This window comes from Roseibium sediminis (genome assembly GCF_008711325.1).
GTDB lineage: Bacteria > Pseudomonadota > Alphaproteobacteria > Rhizobiales > Stappiaceae > Roseibium > Roseibium sediminis.
In genome coordinates this window covers 15,325-31,756 of sequence record NZ_VXDB01000030.1, presented here as the reverse complement: position 1 = coordinate 31,756, position 16,432 = coordinate 15,325, and the positions used below count along the sequence as shown (strand labels likewise).

Here is a 16,432-nt window from a genome sequence, read left to right as displayed (position 1 = left end):
GCTTCCCAATGGCGTAATCAAAGCGCCAGGGCACAAAAATCTGCACAGTCTCAGAACATTGGTCTTGTTTCCACACTCAAGGTGAGCGCGGATAGCTTTTTGCCTTCCGATGCTTACAGCGTCATGACCTTTCGCATCCCGTTTACAAAGAATTCCACCGGAAAAGATATCGAAGTGGAAATGGAGGCCAGCCGGACCCGCAGCTTCAGAAGCCTGATCGCCAGCTCCACAAAGAACGACTTTTCCATCGGAATTCCGAGCTTGACGTCAACTGCAGCATCCGGAGCCAGCATGGCAATCGGACAAATTGCCGGGTACAGCTATTCCAACACTCAGTCACGGGAGTTCGAAGGCAGTCGCGAAAGAGGCAACAAGGCGACCTTCAGGTTCACTTTGCCAGCCAATGCCTATCTGTTGGACAGTCTTCTGCAATCGGAGGACTTCGCCGGCTCTTCAACCATCACGTTCTACGGAACCGATGACAAGGAACTCTGCAGCTTGGTTATTCCAACCAATGTGCCCGCCTACCAGGCTGACTCACCGGACGGGTTGGCCGCGGCCATTGTTGCCGCGATTTGAGGCGCGGTCAGCGCTGCCCGGCTTTCCAGCTTTCAAGAACGGTCAGAACTTCGGCGCCGGTCGCATTTGTTGGAAAGGCGTAGAAGTCCGGTTCCTGTTTCAACGCTTCCGCAAGTCGCTCGTTGTAGTCGGCTTGCGGAACTTCCACCGTGCCAAAGCGGCTGAGATGCTCTGTCACGAATTGGGTGTCGAGCAGCGTATAGCCACCGGTGATCATGCGCGCGACAAGGTGGGCCAGACAGACCTTTGAGGCATCCGTTGCCATCGTGAACATGCTCTCGCCGAAAAACGCGCCGTTCAGACTGACCCCGTAGAGGCCGCCGACAAGATTGTCACCCTGCCAGGCTTCGACAGTGTGGCAATAGCCCATGTCGAACAGTTCGCCATAGAGACGACGAATTTCGCTGTTGATCCATGTCTTGGACCGACCGGCGAGTGGAGAGGAGCATCCGTCGATAACGCCCTGAAAGTCGGTGCTGACGCGAATCTCGAACACGTCCTGCCGGATTGTCTTTTTCAGGCTCTTCGGCAGATGGAAATTGTCGAGCGGAAGTATGCCGCGGCGTTCAGGCTCAAGCCAGAACAGTCCCGGATCATCGGCAGATTCCGCCATCGGAAACAGCCCGCAGGCATAAGCCTTCAGGAGCACCTGCGGTGTGATTTCCATCACGATATCGTTTTTGTATCCCGCCATTTGGCTTCCCGTCTCCAGCAATTCGGAGAAAAGTCTCCGGAATGTCTTCTTTCGGGAGCGCGGCTATCCCGGTGCTGATGGGGTAAGTACGCGCACGCAAACACTAATTTGGCAGATTTTTCAAAAGGAAAACAGAAGACTTTCCGTCTTCAACCGAAAATTACGCTGCGGTGCATTCTCAGGCCGCAGCCCGAAGCCGGGTTTTCACAAGCTGTTCCCCGCCTGCGTCCCTTCCGGTGACCGCCGTCAAGGCCTCCCGCAACGCAGGAAGGGAAAGCACATGTACTACAACAAGGTGCAGTTTATCGGGTACGACATTTACGCCGGACCAGCCAATCCGGGAACGTCCAGCGCCGCCTATACGGGCCAGTTGTCCGACGTGGATGATCTGAACACGCGAATTGGCCTGATGAAACAGGCCGTATCCACGGCAGCAAGCAACGGGTCGGTCGATACCAGCCCGGGAACACTCAAGATATTCATGGCACCGGAGTTCTATTTTCGTGGCCTGCATGGCGGGTATGGCATTGAAATGATGACCGGCATTCAGGGAGATATGTCAGCTCCGTCGCTGATCGATGAATTGTCCGCGGCCGTGAGCGACAGCCGCTATCGGGATTGGCTGTTCGTATTCGGAACGGTCATTCTGCAAAGCCTCGACCCAAAGACCAACACCTACGAGGCGTATAATGTCGCGATCGTCCAAAAGGGCGGTTATTCCGATCCTGATCTCCAATTGGCCAATCGTGTTGTTGTCATGAAGGAGTTCAAGAGCGGTATTGACTACCTCAAGTTTCCGGCAAGTGGGCTTTCCGACTTCAACACGAGCCATCTTCCGTCAATCGGCGATGCCAGCTACACGAAGGAAATCAATACCCCGGGCGGTGGAGGCGGGGGCGGCTTCAACGGCGGCTCGATCTTCCATCTCGATCACGTTACCTTCGGCTTGGAAATCTGCCTCGACCATGCCGAGCGGCGCTTGGTGCGGGCCTATCCGCAGAAGGGGCAGCTCTTTATCCAGATCCAGCTGATCCCGTCAGGCGGCATGAGCATCGTCAGTGGGGCTGTGGCGACCTCGCCGGGCGGGTTGGTGTTCAATGTCGACGGACTGGGAGCGCTAACCGGCGGCGGCTACGGACATCATGCTGTCGTTAACACAGTGGACCATGCCTATCCACGAGACAACAGCGACTTGACCAACATCACGACCTTTACAACGGCGCCGGTCCACGTGAGCAATCCCGATCTGACAAAGGCGTTCTTCGTCCCGTCCGGACAGAGCCCGGAACTGAAATTCTTTGCGACGCTGGACATGCCGGTGCCTATCGCCGCGCGGTAGCTCGCAGACAAAAAAAGGGGCCACTCGGCCCCTTTTCGATATCTTGGTGGTCAGGGTCACTTGGACCCGTCAGCCAGGTACTTCTCCAGCCAGTGAATGTCATACTGGCCATTGGCGATGTCCTGATTGTCAACGAGGTCACGGAACAGCGGCAGGGTCGACTTGATTTCGTCAACAACGAATTCGTCCAGGCAGCGCCGCAGACGCATCATGCATTCCACGCGGTTCCGCCCGTGAACGATGAGCTTGCCGATCATGCTGTCGTAATAGGGCGGGATCTTGTAGCCCTGATAGACGGCGGAATCGACACGCACACCGAGGCCTCCCGGCGGGTGATAGTAGGTGATCGTGCCCGGAGACGGAGCAAAGGTGCGCGGATCTTCGGCATTGATGCGGCACTCGATGGCGTGGCCGGTGAACTTGATGTCATCCTGCGTCATGTCCAGCGAGCCACCAGCCGCGATGCGGATTTGCTCGTTGACCAGATCGATGCCGGTGATCATCTCTGTTACCGGGTGTTCCACCTGAAGGCGGGTGTTCATTTCGATGAAATAGAACTCGCCATTCTCATAGAGAAACTCGATCGTGCCCACACCGCGATATTTCAGCTTGCGCATTGCACTTGCGACGACTTCACCGATCTCGGCGCGCTGCTCCAGATTGAGGCACGGGGAGGGTGCTTCCTCAAAGACCTTCTGGTGGCGGCGCTGCAAGGAACAGTCGCGTTCGCCCAGATGGACTGCGTTGCCCTTGCCATCGCCAAGCACCTGAATTTCGATGTGGCGCGGCTTGCCGAGATACTTCTCCATGTAGAGTGCATCGTCGCCAAACGCGGCCTTGGCTTCCGAGCGGGCGGTCGACAAGGCGACATCGAGGTCAGCCTTTGTCTGGGCAACCTTCATGCCGCGGCCACCGCCACCGGAAGCAGCTTTCACGAGAACCGGATATCCAATTTCATCGGCAACCCGGTGGGCTTCCTCGTTGGAGGTAATCCCGCCTTCAGAACCCGGAACAACCGGAATGCCGAGTTCCTTGGCCGTCTGCTTGGCCTGGATCTTGTCACCCATGATGCGGATATGCTCGGCGGTCGGGCCGATAAACTCGATGTTATGGGCCTCGAGAATTTCCGCAAACCGGGCATTCTCGGAAAGGAACCCATAGCCGGGGTGAACCGCATCAGCACCGGTGATTTCACAGGCTGCCAGAAGGTTCGGAATATTGAGGTAGCTGTCGCGTGCAGCAGGCGGGCCAATGCAGACGCTCTCGTCGGCAAGGCGGACATGCATGGCATCGGCATCGGCTGTCGAATGAACAGCGACCGTGGAGATGCCCAGCTCCTTGCAGGCGCGCAAGATGCGCAGGGCAATCTCGCCGCGATTGGCAATCAGGATCTTGGAAAACATTCGCCTCGGGTCCTTATTCGACGATGATCAGCGGCTCGCCGAATTCAACCGGCTGGGCATCCTCGACAAGGATCTGCTTGACGGTGCCGGACTTGGTTGCCGGGATGTGGTTCATGGTCTTCATGGCTTCGATGATCAGGATGGTCTGACCTTCCTTGACCTTGTCGCCAACATTGACAAACACCGACGCGCCCGGTTCCGGGGACAGGTAGGCCGTACCGACCATCGGGGAAGCGATCGCGCCAGCGTTGGAGGCGGCAGATTCGACCGGAGCAGCTGGTGCAGCAGCAGGAGCGGCCGCAGCAACGGGAGCGGCGGCCATCGGAGCTGGTGCATGATAGGTGTACGGAGCCTCGGCAGTCAGCTGGCGGGCAACACGAATTCGCACATCGCCATGTTCCAGTTCGATCTCAGACAGGTTGGTCTCGTCGAGCAGCACGGCCATATCGCGGATCAGGGCCGTGTCGAATTTCTTGTTATCATTGGACATTTGGTTCGGCTTTCGTGTTCGGTTTCTCAAAGCAGCTGACTTTGCAGCTTCCCGTTCGTTGCGCGGCACTTGTCCGCGGTTTTCCCAAAGGGCCATCGCCGATCCGGCGCGTGATGCCCCCAGTTCAAAATTGCGTAGGTGTGGCCCGTTTTCCCCACCCGGCTTTGCACATGTCACATAATGTGCGGGGCCCGTCACCACAACACTGGTGCGGGCCCCGCATCTTATAAGCGCGGAATGAGGCGAGGAAAAGCCTGTTTCGCTCAGGACATTATCCGAAAGACGAACTCAACAGCTTGTTGTGCCACAGCTCTCCATTGCTGCGAGTTTGCCGCGCAGTTCATCGTAGCCCACGGCGCCCATGATCACCTCGTTGCCGATGACGTAGGACGGGGTTCCTGTCAGGCCGAGACGGTTTGCAAGCGAATAGACTTCCTCGATGGTCTGACCGGCAATGTCGGAACTTATTGCCTTGTTCAGGTCTTCTTCGGAAAGGCCGAGATCAGTCGCCGCCTTCATGGCGCTTTCCTTGCTGGCGCGACCGCGCTGCAGCAGAAGGCCTTCATGAAACTCACCATATTTCTCCGGAGCGATTGCGTTGACTGCTATTGCCACCTGAGCAGCTTCGATGGACGCCTGTCCGAGAACCGGGAACTCCTTCAGGACAACACGGAGGTTCGGCATTTCTTCCATCAGCTTGACCATGTCGCCATGGGCTCGTTTGCAGTAGCCGCAATTATAGTCGAAGAACTCGACCATCGTGACGTTGCCTTCAGGATTGCCGAGGACAACTTGCCGCGTGGAATTGAAGAGAATATCGGCAGAATCGCTCAGGGCAGCTACACGGGCAGCTTCCTCTGCAGCCTTTTGCCTGCGGTCTAGCTCAGTCAGGGCATCGGCAATCACTTCTGGGTTCTGCAGAAGGTAATCCTTGACGATCTGTTCGACCTGAGCCTTGTCGAGTTCATCCGCTGAAGCAGGCGTTGCGACCGGACCAAAGGCAAGGGCCAGCAGGGCAAGGGCGCCAAACAAGGGCGCCATCAGGCGGTGGGATTTAAACATAAGCATCTCCTGGCGCGGGCCGTCACCGAATCTGGCGTTTCTGACCCTTGAATTGGTTCGGTCGTCTAGTTTTTCAACTGTGGCGGGTTGTAAGCCACAATATCATCCGCTTGAAGCCATGCGGGACTACCGCGCTTCAAATTCTTTTGAGCGCGTGCTGCGTATCGTTTGGCAGCAGCAAAGTCTCCGCGGATCATCAGCCCCTTGGCGGTGGCAAGATCCGCTTCAGCGGTTTCCCCTTGCCGGGCATGGGCAATCGCCAGCTGGGCGTATCCGACCCCGGAGTTCGGGTCGCGCTGAATTGCCTGCTTCAACAAGCGTTCTGCTTCGGGCAAAACCGACTTGTCGTTTGACCCGACCAATGCGTAACCAAGCCAGACCTGAAACTGCGGTTCATTGGGCTTGATGGAAAGGGCGCGGCGGAACGGGCCAATGGCGGCTTTGGGCTGTCCGCGCTCAAGCAGCGCCTGTCCCTTCAATTCATGGAAATAGGGATTGTTCGGATGCGATCTGATCAGGTCATCAATCAGTTTTTCCGAAGTCTTGCTACGGCTTTTCATCGCCGCAATAGCGCGCGCATATTGCGCGGGCAGTCCCTTGTCCGAACTCGGATATTGTCGGGCAACAGCGGAAGGGTGGCTGGTAAAGGCAAAGAGTTTTGCCTTGGCCATGTCATGTCGGTACTGGAGCACATAGTCTTCAGGCTTGTCGAAGTACTTGCTCTTTTTGGCTTCGATTTCCAGAGCCGAGTAGCGATCACGCGCCATCGGGTGGCTAACCGCATAAGGATCGACATATTTGGAAGCAAAGGCCTGCTGTTCCGCCATCCTCTGGAAATTGGCCAAAAGGCCTCTGGGGCTTTGGCCAGACGCATTAAGGTATCGAAGCGCTGCTATATCTGCCGCAGCTTCTTCACCGCGCTGATAGGCGAGGAAAGATCGCTGGCCGACGGAGCCAGATCCAAGAACTGTGGCAAGACCGCCGGTAGTCGCACCGGTAGATCCTGTCGCGGCACCCGCGGCAATAGCACCGGCGCCGAGAATTGCGCCAATGACCGTCATGATCTGGGCATTCGCAGCCGCCGATCTCACGCGCACTAGATGGCGACCGGCAATATGGCCCGTTTCATGGGCAAGCACGCCGATCACCTCTCCGGGAGTCTCGGCATCCATCAAAATGCCGATATTGATGAAGATACGACGCGAGTCCGGAACGAAGGCATTGAAAGCCTTGTCATTCACCAAGATGATTTCGGGCGTGGACGAAGCGATCCCGGCAACCTTGAAAATCGGGGTTGCATAATCGCGCAGCAAATCCTCGATTTCGGCATCGCGTACCAGCGGCAGACCGCGTTTTCCAGATTGAGCTGCAACGGGAAGGGCAAGTGTCGGCAGGACAATTGCCGCTGCACACGCAGTCGCAAGGGCCTTTCGGGCAAACTGGTTCAGCAAACCGGGGAGGATCATGGATCTTGTCTTGGAAGAAGAGCTGGTCACTCGTAATCGCCGAATTTTGTGTTGATGCTGGAACTCACTCAATAATTTGGGCGACCGTATGGCCGAGCACCGATGCGGTCAAGCTGGACCGAATACTCGATGCGGACTTGTGCCTATGGTCGCTCCTGCTACACATAGCGCACAATTGGCCATTTGGCCCGAGCGAATCCTGCACGAGCGGAACCCCTTGATGTCTGAAGCATGCCTTTCCCCCAAACCTTCTCGTCGAAGCGACGTTGCCCCTTTTCTGGCAATGGACGTTCTGAGCGCGGCTGCCCGGCTGGAAGGCGAGGGGCGCACGATCATTCACATGGAGGTTGGGCAACCATCAGCGCCTGCGCCGCAACTGGCTCTGACCGCAGCTCGCGCAGCCCTTGAGCACGGTAGGCTCGGCTATACGGAAGCTCGGGGAATTCGCAGCTTCCGTGAGCGGCTGGTCCGTCACTATCGGGATACCTACAGTGTGGAAATCGATGAAAGCCGCGTTGTTGCCACAACCGGATCATCGGCAGGCTTCAATCTGGCCTTTTTGGCGGCCTTTGATGCCGGAGACCGGATCGCGCTGACCTCACCGGGGTACCCTGCCTACAGAAACATCATTCGGGCGTTGGGGCTGGTTCCGGTTGAAATCGAGGTTGGTGCGGAGACACGCTGGTGCCTGACGCCGGATCTGCTTGAAGCCGCTCAAAAGGATGGTCCCATCAAGGGTGTTCTGGTCGCAAGCCCTGCAAACCCTACAGGTACCATGATGACGCCGCAGGCACTCAGCGAATTGGTCCGCTATTGCGATGGCAACGGGATATGGTTCATCTCCGACGAGATCTATCACGGTCTTGTCTACGGGACAGAGCAGGCGACAGCTCTCTCGACGTCCCACAACGCCATCATCATCAACAGTTTCTCCAAATACTATTGCATGACCGGTTGGCGCATTGGCTGGATGGTGCTGCCCGAATGTCTGGTGCGTCCGGTCGAGCGGATTGCCCAGAGCCTTTACATCTCGCCGCCAGAACTTTCCCAGATTGCTGCAACGGCCGCTCTTGATGCGACTGATGAGCTGGAACTTGTGAAAGCCGGGTATGCGAAAAACCGCGAGCTGCTGTTGCAAGCGTTGCCGGAGCTTGGTTTTGACAAGCTGTTGCCGCTGGACGGTGCCTTTTATGTCTATGCCGACACGCGCCGCTTTTCGAACGACTCGCTTGCCTTCACCAAGGCAATGCTCGAGGAGGCCGGTGTGGCTGCAACGCCGGGGGCCGATTTCGATATATCGAATGGGTCCGCCTATACCCGCTTTTCCTTTGCAGGCTCGAATGAAAACATGGTCGAAGCATTGACGCGGCTGAAAAACTGGCTGGCCTGATCACAGGCACTTTCAAGACACATAAAAAGAAAACGCCCCGGACCATGCTGGTCCGGGGCGTTTTGATTCACAAAAGACTTATTGTCTTAGAAGAACGAGCGGCGCTGCCACCAGCCACCACGCTTTGGCTTCGGTTGTTCATCGTCGTCTGAAGACTTTTCGCTCGTCACAACGGGCTCTGCCGGGGCGGTCCGCACCGGTTTCGCCGGCGTTTCGTCCTGATCATCCGTCTCATCGGCCTTCGCTACCTGAACGGGTTGTTCGGAGGCAGGGGTAGCCGTGACAATCGGCTGGTCGGCAGTTTCCACCGCATCAGCTGATGTTTCGTCCGTTTCAGCCACATCATGCCCATTTGCGACGGGCGACGCTGCTTCGGTTGTTTCCGGCTGAGCTTCGGTATCTACAGAAATGGCTTCCGTTCCGGCTTCAACAACAACTTCTGCAGTTTCTGTTTCTGAGCCATCACTGGCCTCGGAAGTTTCCTCACCATCAGCTGCGAGCGCATCACCCTCGTTGCCGCGGCGTCCGCGACGTCCACCCCGACGGCCCCGGCGGCGCTTGCGGCGACGTTCTTCCTCGGTCGAACCGTCTTCGTCCTGCTCATCACGAGCCTCGGCGGTTTCGTCCTGTTCGCTTGCGGACTGTTCGTCGTCGGACTGCTCGGCAGTGTCATTGCCACCGCGCCGACGCTTGCGCCGACGGCGACGCTTGCGGTCGCGATCCCGTTCGCTTTCCTGTCCGCTGGCCTCGGTGATCTCGGTGATCTCTTCCTCGTCCTCATCCTCGATCTCGGGCTGGTCCTCGTCCTCATCGACAATGTCGAACGAGTCCGGCTGGACATACTGGAGGACCGGCGCGGGAAAACGTTCGCGGTCGACGAGCTCGCCACGCTCCAGAACATAATGCTGGCCATTGACCATATGTTCGGCCTGTACCTGGATCTCGACGGCAAACCGGGCTTCAAGCTCGGAAAGGTGAGAGCGCTTCTGGTTCAGGATGTAGAGCGCAACAGTTGTGGATGTCTTGATGATCAAATGGTGGGTCGCGCCCTTCAACAGATGATCTTCAATGGAGCGCAACACATGCAGCGCCACGGATTCCACCGACCTGATCATGCCAGTGCCATTACAGACCGGGCACGGAGTGGTCGAGCTTTCCAGCACGCCCGTACGCAGACGTTGGCGAGACATTTCCAGAAGGCCGAAATGGGAAATACGGCCAACCTGAATGCGTGCGCGGTCGCTCTTCAGGCAATCCTTCAGTTTGCGCTCGACGGTCCGGTTGTTCTTGTTCTCCTCCATGTCGATGAAGTCGATGACAACCAGGCCAGCCAAATCGCGGAGACGAAGCTGACGGGCAACTTCCTCGGCAGCTTCCAGGTTCGTCTGGAGTGCCGTGTCCTCGATATTGTGTTCCTTGGTCGACTTGCCCGAGTTTACGTCAATCGAGACCAGAGCTTCCGTCTGGTTGATGACGATGTAACCACCGGACCGAAGCGTCACCTGCGGGGAGAACATGGCGTCAAGTTGAGGCTCGATGCCAAAACGGATGAACAGCGGGGAAGGGTCGCGGTAGGGCTGGACGTTCTTGGCATGGCTCGGCATGAGCATGCGCATGAAGTCTTTTGCTTCGCGGTAGCCGTCTTCACCAGCCACAAGAACCTGATTGATGTCCTTGTTGTAAAGGTCGCGGATTGAGCGCTTGATCAGGCTGCCTTCCTCATAGACGAGGCTTGGTGCGCTGGACTTCAGCGTCAGTTCCCGCACGTTCTCCCACAGCCGCATCAGATATTCGAAATCACGCTTGATCTCGGCCTTGGTGCGACTTGCACCTGCTGTGCGAAGGATAACGCCCATTCCTTCCGGCACATCCAGTTCGGATGCAATCTTCTTGAGGCGCTTGCGGTCTGTCGGCTGCGTGATCTTGCGGGAGATGCCGCCGCCACGCGCCGTGTTCGGCATGAGAACGGAATAACGACCGGCCAGCGAAAGGTACGTGGTCAGCGCGGCGCCCTTGTTGCCACGCTCTTCCTTGACGACCTGAACGAGAATGATCTGGCGGCGTTTGATGACTTCCTGGATCTTGTACTGGCGGCGCTGCGACTGGCGGCGCACTGGTACTTCTTCCATGGCGTCTTCAGCACCAACGGATTCAACACCTTCTTCTTCGGAGACGTCGTTGTCGTCGTCAGCATCGTCCTCATCAGAGGCTTTCGCGTCTGCTTCAACAGCATCAGTGTCAGATGTGTCGTCCGATGCTTCTGCAGAAACATCCATGTCGTCCGCAGCGGCATCCGCTACGGAGTCAACTGCGCCTTCTTCGGTGTCAGCTTCAGCTGCGCCGTCATGTGCGTCAGCCTCTTCTGAAGGACCGGCAACAACTTCGCTTCTGGATTCGTTGCGGGCTGCCCGACCACGACGGCGGCGCTTGGGGCGCTCATCCGTTTCGGATACTTCGTCCTGCTCACGTTCGGCCGCTTCGGCATCGATAAGCGCCTGACGATCCGCAACAGGGATCTGGTAGTAGTCAGGATGAATTTCGCTGAAGGCAAGAAAACCGTGCCGGTTTCCGCCATATTCCACAAAGGCTGCCTGAAGCGAGGGTTCTACGCGAGTAACCTTGGCCAGATATATGTTTCCGCGAAGCTGTTTCCGGTTCGCGGCTTCAAAATCAAATTCTTCAACCCGATTTCCACGCACGACGACAACCCGGGTCTCCTCCGGGTGGGCCGCGTCGATCAGCATTTTGTTTGCCATTGATAATAGTCTCCACGGCAGCGCAGGCGGGATATCTCTTCGCCGCAGGAGCGCCAGAAGCGCTTGCGCGTACCGCTATGGTTTTGTGATGTGGTGCAAAGGGGCTTGCGTCCATCGCTGCGGAAGTCTCAACAACAGCGGCCGCCAAAGCGGGGCCAGCTGATATGTTGAACTTCATTTGCATCGCGCGGGTCCTCAAAGGGCAAGCAAGCCCTGGTGATTAGTTGTTGTTCTGTTCACGTGATGAAGCATGCGCCGGAATGCGCAACCATGCCGCATCGAAATTTCCCGGATGTTCACCCGGCTCCGTTCTTATCCCGTGATGTCGTGATGTCGTGACAGTCAGGAAGCAACAAAGAGGGGTGTACTCGACCCTGAATGGACAGAGGGTCCGCAATCCGTCAGGGAGGGCTGGCAAACGGCCTCATGTTTGCCCTTATTTCGTTACCCAATAACCCTAGCAGGACCGATGGCGTGAACTTTCGTGTGGGATCACCATCTGGACCAATATCGAAACAGGATCAAAATCCGTAAGGTACTTTTACGATCCACAGGAGCGCTTTGCAAGCAATGTAAGTCCGACAAAGTAATTTACCTCACGATCTGATCGCATTAGACAGCCGGAACGTAGATTCGGGCAGAATACGACGAGCGGGAATAAATGGCGGAATTTAGCGGTATAAAGCCTTGGAAGGGGGCAGGGGTCTGGTTCAGGCGAACCATGGTTCTGGTACCGGCTGTTCTGCTGGTAATTTTGACCATTTTGCTCGGGGTCCGGGATGCTGCAGCGCAGCAAGGTGACGTATCGTCAGTCACAGTGCTTGATGCGCGGATCGCCGGAGATGACGTCAGGACCCGCTTTGTCCTTGATTTAAGTAGCGAAATTACCCCGGAAGTGTCTGGATTGGCGGACCCGTACCGGCTGATTCTTGATTTTCCGGCGATGGCCTTCAATTTGCCGGGCGATGTCGGGGAAAAAGGACGCGGTCTCATCGCCATGTGGCGCTACGGGGTTTTCGTTGCAGGCAAGTCGCGGATCGTTTTGGACGTGAACGGGCCTGTTTCTGTCGACAAGATGTTCGTACTTCCTGCAGTTGACAAGCAGCCGGTCAGATTTGTCCTTGATCTCGTAAAGTCCAACCCTGCCGAATATGCAGACTTCGTCGAGAAGGCACGGGCGTCTCGCAAGGGGGACACTGGTCAAGCTCTCGCCAAAGGGGACCGTGAGACGCAATCCAGGGAGGGCGAGCGCCCATTGATTGTGCTCGATCCCGGGCATGGTGGCATCGATACAGGGGCCGTAGGTGGCGCCGGTACCCTTGAAAAGGCGGTGGTGCTGGATTTTTCCAGTCTCTTGAAACGCAAGCTTGAGGAGACCGGAAACTATCAGGTCAAACTCACCAGAGAGGATGATACGTTCATCAGGCTGCGTGATCGTGTCCGGCTTGGCCATGATGCCGAAGCCGATCTCTTTATTTCGATCCACGCCGATTCGGTTCGTCATGGCAAAAACGTTGTGCGCGGCGCCACTGTCTACACGCTTTCAGACAATGCGTCGGATGATCTGGCAGCCGAACTCGCCGAGACGGAAAACATGTCCGATATCATCGCGGGTGTGGAATTGCATGACGAGCCGGAAGAAGTGACGAATATCCTTCTGGATCTGGCGCGCAGGGAAGCCCGGAATTTCTCTGTTCATTTCGCAAGAACACTTGTGTCGGAGCTGGAAAGTGCCGTGCGGCTGATCAAGAACCCGCATCGCTCAGCGGGATTCAAGGTGTTGAAAGCGCACGACATTCCGTCTGTTCTTGTCGAGCTCGGATATCTTTCCAATGAACACGATGAGAAGCTGCTTGTTTCGGAAGAATGGCGGGAGCGAATGGCGGATGCGATGGTCGAGGCCATCGAAATCTATTTTCGACCACAACTAGAACGGCTTAATGCAAAGACTGGTCAATAAAAATGCCGTAAGGTCAGAGTAAGTGCCTCAGCATCGCCATATTGGTGATCGACTAAGGTCGCGGATGTTTGGGACAAAGTGCCAATGGCTGGTGCCGCCGCATGCTGTCCCGTGTTATGACGGTGCAAAGTCGCACCTGAGAGCCGGAGAAGACGAGCTCGCAATATGAAATTCCTGGTCAAGTTTTTTGGATACCTGTTTGGGATCGGGGCCGCATTCGGGCTGGTCGTTGCAGCAGGCGTTTGGATGTACCTTCAGCACATGAGCGAAGGGCTGCCGGACTATACCGCCCTGAAGAATTACGAGCCGCCGGTGATGACCCGCGTGCATGCTTCCGATGGAACGCTGATGGCAGAATACGCCACCCAGCGCCGCATGTTCCTGCCGATCCAGTCCATCCCCGACCGGTTGAAACAGGCCTATCTGTCTGCCGAAGACAAGAATTTCTATAGTCACATAGGCATTGATCCGGAGGGCATTGCGCGTGCCGTGGTTCGCTTCGCGCAAAATATCGGCACCGGTCGCCGCCCGGAGGGTGCGTCAACGATCACCCAGCAGGTGGCGAAGAACTTCCTTCTCACCAACGAGGTCTCCGTAGAGCGCAAGATCAAGGAAGCGATCCTGTCGCTCCGCATCGAGCAGGCCTACACGAAGGAAGAGATCCTCGAGCTGTATCTCAACGAGATTTATCTTGGCCTTGGTGCCTACGGGGTGGCTGCAGCCTCGCTGGTTTATTTCGATAAGTCCGTTCACGAGTTGACGCTCGACGAGATGGCCTATCTGGCGGCCTTGCCGAAGGCTCCGAACAACTATCATCCGTTCCGCCAGACCGATCGCGCAATTGCGCGCCGGAACTGGGTCATCGACCGCATGGTCGAAAATGGATATGTGACCGAAGCCGAAGCGGAAGAGGCGAAGGTCCGCCCGCTGGATGTTCATCCACGCGAGACCGGGACCCGGCTTGCCGGCGCTGAATATTTCACGGAAGAAGTTCGCCGCGAAGTCGCTGATATCTTCGGTGAGAAGCGCCTCTACGAAGGCGGGCTTTCCGTACGTTCGACGGTTGATCCGAAACTGCAGGCCATGGCCCGCAAGTCGCTCATGGACGGGCTCATGAAGTTCGATCACGAGCGCGGCAAGTGGCTTGGTCCTGTCGAAAAGATCTCTCCTGTCGGAGACTGGGGCAAGGAACTCGCCGAAGTTAAGGCGCTTGAAGACTTGCCTGAGTGGAAGCTGGCAGTTGTTCTGGATGCGGGTGATGGAACAGCGACCGTCGGCATTCAGCCCGAGCGCCTTGTGTCAGGCCAGATCTCCGATGAACGCGTGATCGGAAAACTGTTTCTGGACACCATGAAATGGGCTCGTGTAAACGGGCGCGCCCCGTCCTCCGTATCGGAGGTTCTGGCGCCTGGTGACGTGGTCTATGTCGAGCCGAGCCCTGTTGCACCGGGGTCCTATGAGCTTCGTCAGGTTCCGAAAGTATCCGGTGCCCTGATTGCGATGGATCCCTATACCGGCCGCGTGCTGGCCATGGTTGGCGGGTTCAGCTTTGCACAGAGCGAGTTCAACCGCGCAACGCAGGCCTACCGTCAGCCGGGTTCCTTGTTCAAGCCATTCCTGTATGCCGCAGCGCTCGACAACGGCTACACGCCGTCCTCCGTGGTGATGGACGCGCCGATCGAGATCAGCCAGGGCCCGGGTCTGGATACCTGGAAGCCGCAGAACTATGGCGGCAAGTTCTATGGCCCCTCCACATTGCGCACCGGGATCGAGCGGTCTCGTAACGTGATGACCGTGCGCCTTGCACAGGACATGGGCATGCCGCTTGTGGCTGAATATGCCAAGCGGTTCGGTATTTATGACAACATGCTGCCGGTTCTCTCCATGTCCCTTGGGGCGGGCGAGACCACGGTGCTGCGCATGACCTCTGCTTATGCGACCATCGCAAATGGCGGGCGGCGTATCTATCCGACGCTGATCGACCGTATTCAGGACCGTTATGGCCGCACCATCTACAAGCATGATGCGCGCATTTGTGAAGGCTGCACGCAGGACAGCTGGCAAGGTCAGGACGAACCGACGCTGATTGATGAACGCGAACAGGTTCTTGATCCGATGACCGCCTACCAGATTACATCGATGATGGAAGGTGTGGTTCAGCGCGGTACGGCGACGTCCGTGCAGGCCGTTGGCCGACCGGTTGCTGGCAAGACAGGTACGACGAACGACGAAAAGGACGCGTGGTTCATTGGCTTCACACCGGACCTCGCCGTTGGTGTCTTCGTTGGTTATGACACTCCTAAAGCCATGGGCAAAGGGGCAACGGGTGGTCAGGTGGCTGCGCCTATCTTCACGGACTTCGTGAAGAAGGCAGTTGAAGGCACACCGCCGGTCGAGTTCCGTGTCCCGCCGGGCCTACAGCTTATTCCGATCAACCGGACTACGGGCTTGCGGGTTGCTGCAGGGGCGCCTGGCGCCATCCTGGAAGCCTTCAAGCCCGGTATGGCTCCGCCGGATACTTATTCGGTAATCGGTTTCCAGGACGACTTCGGTGTTCCGCGTACCGTTTCTCCGGAAGCAGGGCAAGCCGTGCTGAGCGGTACCGGCGGTCTTTACTGATCGGTAGCGACTGATGGCAACGCTTGTGACAGACAGCGCAGATATCCGCAGGGCCGATACGAAGGACATCGCGAGGATCACTGAGATCTACTCCCATCATGTTCTCAACGGGATAGCCACTTTCGAGGAAGTGGCTCCCGATGAGACCGAGATCCTGAGGCGTTTGACGGCAATCCGGGCGAAGGACCTGCCGTGGTTCGTTGCCGAAGTGGAGGGGACTGTGCTCGGCTATGCCTATGCCGGGCCCTTTCACGCTCGGTCCGCCTATCGCTTTGCTGTCGAGGATTCCATCTATCTTGCACCCGAAGCCTTGGGACATGGGATTGGCAGCAAATTGTTGTCCCGCCTTATTGACGAGTGTCGCGCCAGAGGACTGATCCAGATGATGGCCGTCATCGGGGACAGCGAAAATCACGGCTCTATCGGTCTCCACCGCAAATTCGGATTTCGCGACCTTGGAGTGGCGCGGGATATCGGCTTCAAGTTCGGTCGGTGGATTGATGTCGTCTACATGCAGCTTGAGCTGCAATCGCCTGGCATTGTGACTGCCAAAAGCTGAGCGGATGGGGAAGAACCCGCAAGCGTTCCCTCAGGTAGTTTACAGGCTGTCTCCGCGCCGGTAAGGTCGCCGCCGATTTAAAGGTCGGTGTGTTTCATGCGCCGGTTCAACCACC

At 57.2% G+C, this 16,432-nt stretch carries 12 protein-coding genes; 6 read left to right on the top strand and 6 right to left on the bottom strand.

Annotated elements, in window-relative coordinates; genetic code table 11:
- Positions 1 to 579: hypothetical protein (locus F0155_RS20650; protein ID WP_204934561.1), on the top strand; the 579-nt coding region annotated here is incomplete at its 5' end.
- A gap of 7 nt (positions 580 to 586) precedes the next feature.
- On the opposite strand, the gene aat is transcribed toward F0155_RS20650, so the two are convergent.
- Positions 587 to 1,273 (bottom strand): leucyl/phenylalanyl-tRNA--protein transferase, encoded by a 687-nt coding sequence (aat, locus tag F0155_RS20645; protein ID WP_150526464.1) that lies wholly within the window; start codon positions 1,271 to 1,273, stop codon positions 587 to 589.
- A 280-nt stretch (positions 1,274 to 1,553) separates the two neighbouring features.
- On the opposite strand from aat, the gene F0155_RS20640 reads away from it, so the two are divergent.
- Positions 1,554 to 2,612 (top strand): hypothetical protein, encoded by a 1,059-nt coding sequence (locus tag F0155_RS20640; RefSeq protein WP_150526463.1) that lies wholly within the window; start codon positions 1,554 to 1,556, stop codon positions 2,610 to 2,612.
- 56 nt (positions 2,613 to 2,668) lie between these two features.
- Here F0155_RS20640 and accC read toward each other — a convergent pair whose 3' ends face one another.
- From accC to F0155_RS20620, 4 genes are all read right to left on the bottom strand, one after another.
- Positions 2,669 to 4,015 (bottom strand): acetyl-CoA carboxylase biotin carboxylase subunit, encoded by a 1,347-nt coding sequence (gene accC / locus F0155_RS20635; protein ID WP_150526462.1) that lies wholly within the window; start codon positions 4,013 to 4,015, stop codon positions 2,669 to 2,671.
- A 13-nt stretch (positions 4,016 to 4,028) separates the two neighbouring features.
- Entirely contained in the window at positions 4,029 to 4,505 is a 477-nt protein-coding gene (accB, locus tag F0155_RS20630; protein WP_150526461.1) for an acetyl-CoA carboxylase biotin carboxyl carrier protein, read from the bottom strand.
- A gap of 288 nt (positions 4,506 to 4,793) precedes the next feature.
- Positions 4,794 to 5,567, bottom strand: coding sequence for a DsbA family protein (locus F0155_RS20625; protein ID WP_150526460.1), 774 nt, complete (start codon positions 5,565 to 5,567; stop codon positions 4,794 to 4,796).
- Positions 5,568 to 5,632: 65 nt separating this feature from the next.
- Positions 5,633 to 7,063: a M48 family metalloprotease gene (locus tag F0155_RS20620; RefSeq protein WP_244303562.1), complete on the bottom strand. Its 1,431-nt coding sequence runs from the start codon at positions 7,061 to 7,063 to the stop codon at positions 5,633 to 5,635.
- A gap of 190 nt (positions 7,064 to 7,253) precedes the next feature.
- Between F0155_RS20620 and F0155_RS20615 the strand changes: the two genes are divergently transcribed.
- Complete coding sequence (locus F0155_RS20615; protein ID WP_150526459.1) at positions 7,254 to 8,423, top strand: pyridoxal phosphate-dependent aminotransferase; 1,170 nt, start codon at positions 7,254 to 7,256, stop codon at positions 8,421 to 8,423.
- A gap of 86 nt (positions 8,424 to 8,509) precedes the next feature.
- Here the strand turns inward: F0155_RS20615 and F0155_RS20610 are convergent, their stop codons facing one another.
- Positions 8,510 to 11,179, bottom strand: a complete 2,670-nt coding sequence (locus F0155_RS20610; protein WP_150526458.1) for an Rne/Rng family ribonuclease — start codon at positions 11,177 to 11,179, stop codon at positions 8,510 to 8,512.
- Between the two features lie 721 nt (positions 11,180 to 11,900).
- Between F0155_RS20610 and F0155_RS20605 the strand changes: the two genes are divergently transcribed.
- From F0155_RS20605 to F0155_RS20595, 3 genes are all read left to right on the top strand, one after another.
- A complete protein-coding gene (locus F0155_RS20605) occupies positions 11,901 to 13,139 on the top strand; it encodes an N-acetylmuramoyl-L-alanine amidase (protein WP_150526457.1) in 1,239 nt (412 codons plus the stop codon).
- Between the two features lie 165 nt (positions 13,140 to 13,304).
- Positions 13,305 to 15,758, top strand: coding sequence for a penicillin-binding protein 1A (locus F0155_RS20600; RefSeq protein ID WP_150526456.1), 2,454 nt, complete (start codon positions 13,305 to 13,307; stop codon positions 15,756 to 15,758).
- 13 nt (positions 15,759 to 15,771) lie between these two features.
- Complete coding sequence (locus tag F0155_RS20595) at positions 15,772 to 16,317, top strand: GNAT family N-acetyltransferase (protein WP_150526455.1); 546 nt, start codon at positions 15,772 to 15,774, stop codon at positions 16,315 to 16,317.
- The last annotated feature ends 115 nt before the right edge of the window (positions 16,318 to 16,432 follow it).

What these genes read in the sequence shown, in the direction of transcription:
- aat (WP_150526464.1), bottom strand. Translation starts at nt 1,273, where the DNA reads ATGGCGGGATACAAAAACGATATCGTGATGGAAATCACACCGCAGGTG.
- F0155_RS20640 (WP_150526463.1), top strand. Translation starts at nt 1,554, where the DNA reads ATGTACTACAACAAGGTGCAGTTTATCGGGTACGACATTTACGCCGGA.
- accC (WP_150526462.1), bottom strand. Translation starts at nt 4,015, where the DNA reads ATGTTTTCCAAGATCCTGATTGCCAATCGCGGCGAGATTGCCCTGCGC.
- accB (WP_150526461.1), bottom strand. Translation starts at nt 4,505, where the DNA reads ATGTCCAATGATAACAAGAAATTCGACACGGCCCTGATCCGCGATATG.
- F0155_RS20625 (WP_150526460.1), bottom strand. Translation starts at nt 5,567, where the DNA reads ATGTTTAAATCCCACCGCCTGATGGCGCCCTTGTTTGGCGCCCTTGCC.
- F0155_RS20615 (WP_150526459.1), top strand. Translation starts at nt 7,254, where the DNA reads ATGTCTGAAGCATGCCTTTCCCCCAAACCTTCTCGTCGAAGCGACGTT.
- F0155_RS20610 (WP_150526458.1), bottom strand. Translation starts at nt 11,179, where the DNA reads ATGGCAAACAAAATGCTGATCGACGCGGCCCACCCGGAGGAGACCCGG.
- F0155_RS20605 (WP_150526457.1), top strand. Translation starts at nt 11,901, where the DNA reads ATGGTTCTGGTACCGGCTGTTCTGCTGGTAATTTTGACCATTTTGCTC.
- F0155_RS20600 (WP_150526456.1), top strand. Translation starts at nt 13,305, where the DNA reads ATGAAATTCCTGGTCAAGTTTTTTGGATACCTGTTTGGGATCGGGGCC.
- F0155_RS20595 (WP_150526455.1), top strand. Translation starts at nt 15,772, where the DNA reads ATGGCAACGCTTGTGACAGACAGCGCAGATATCCGCAGGGCCGATACG.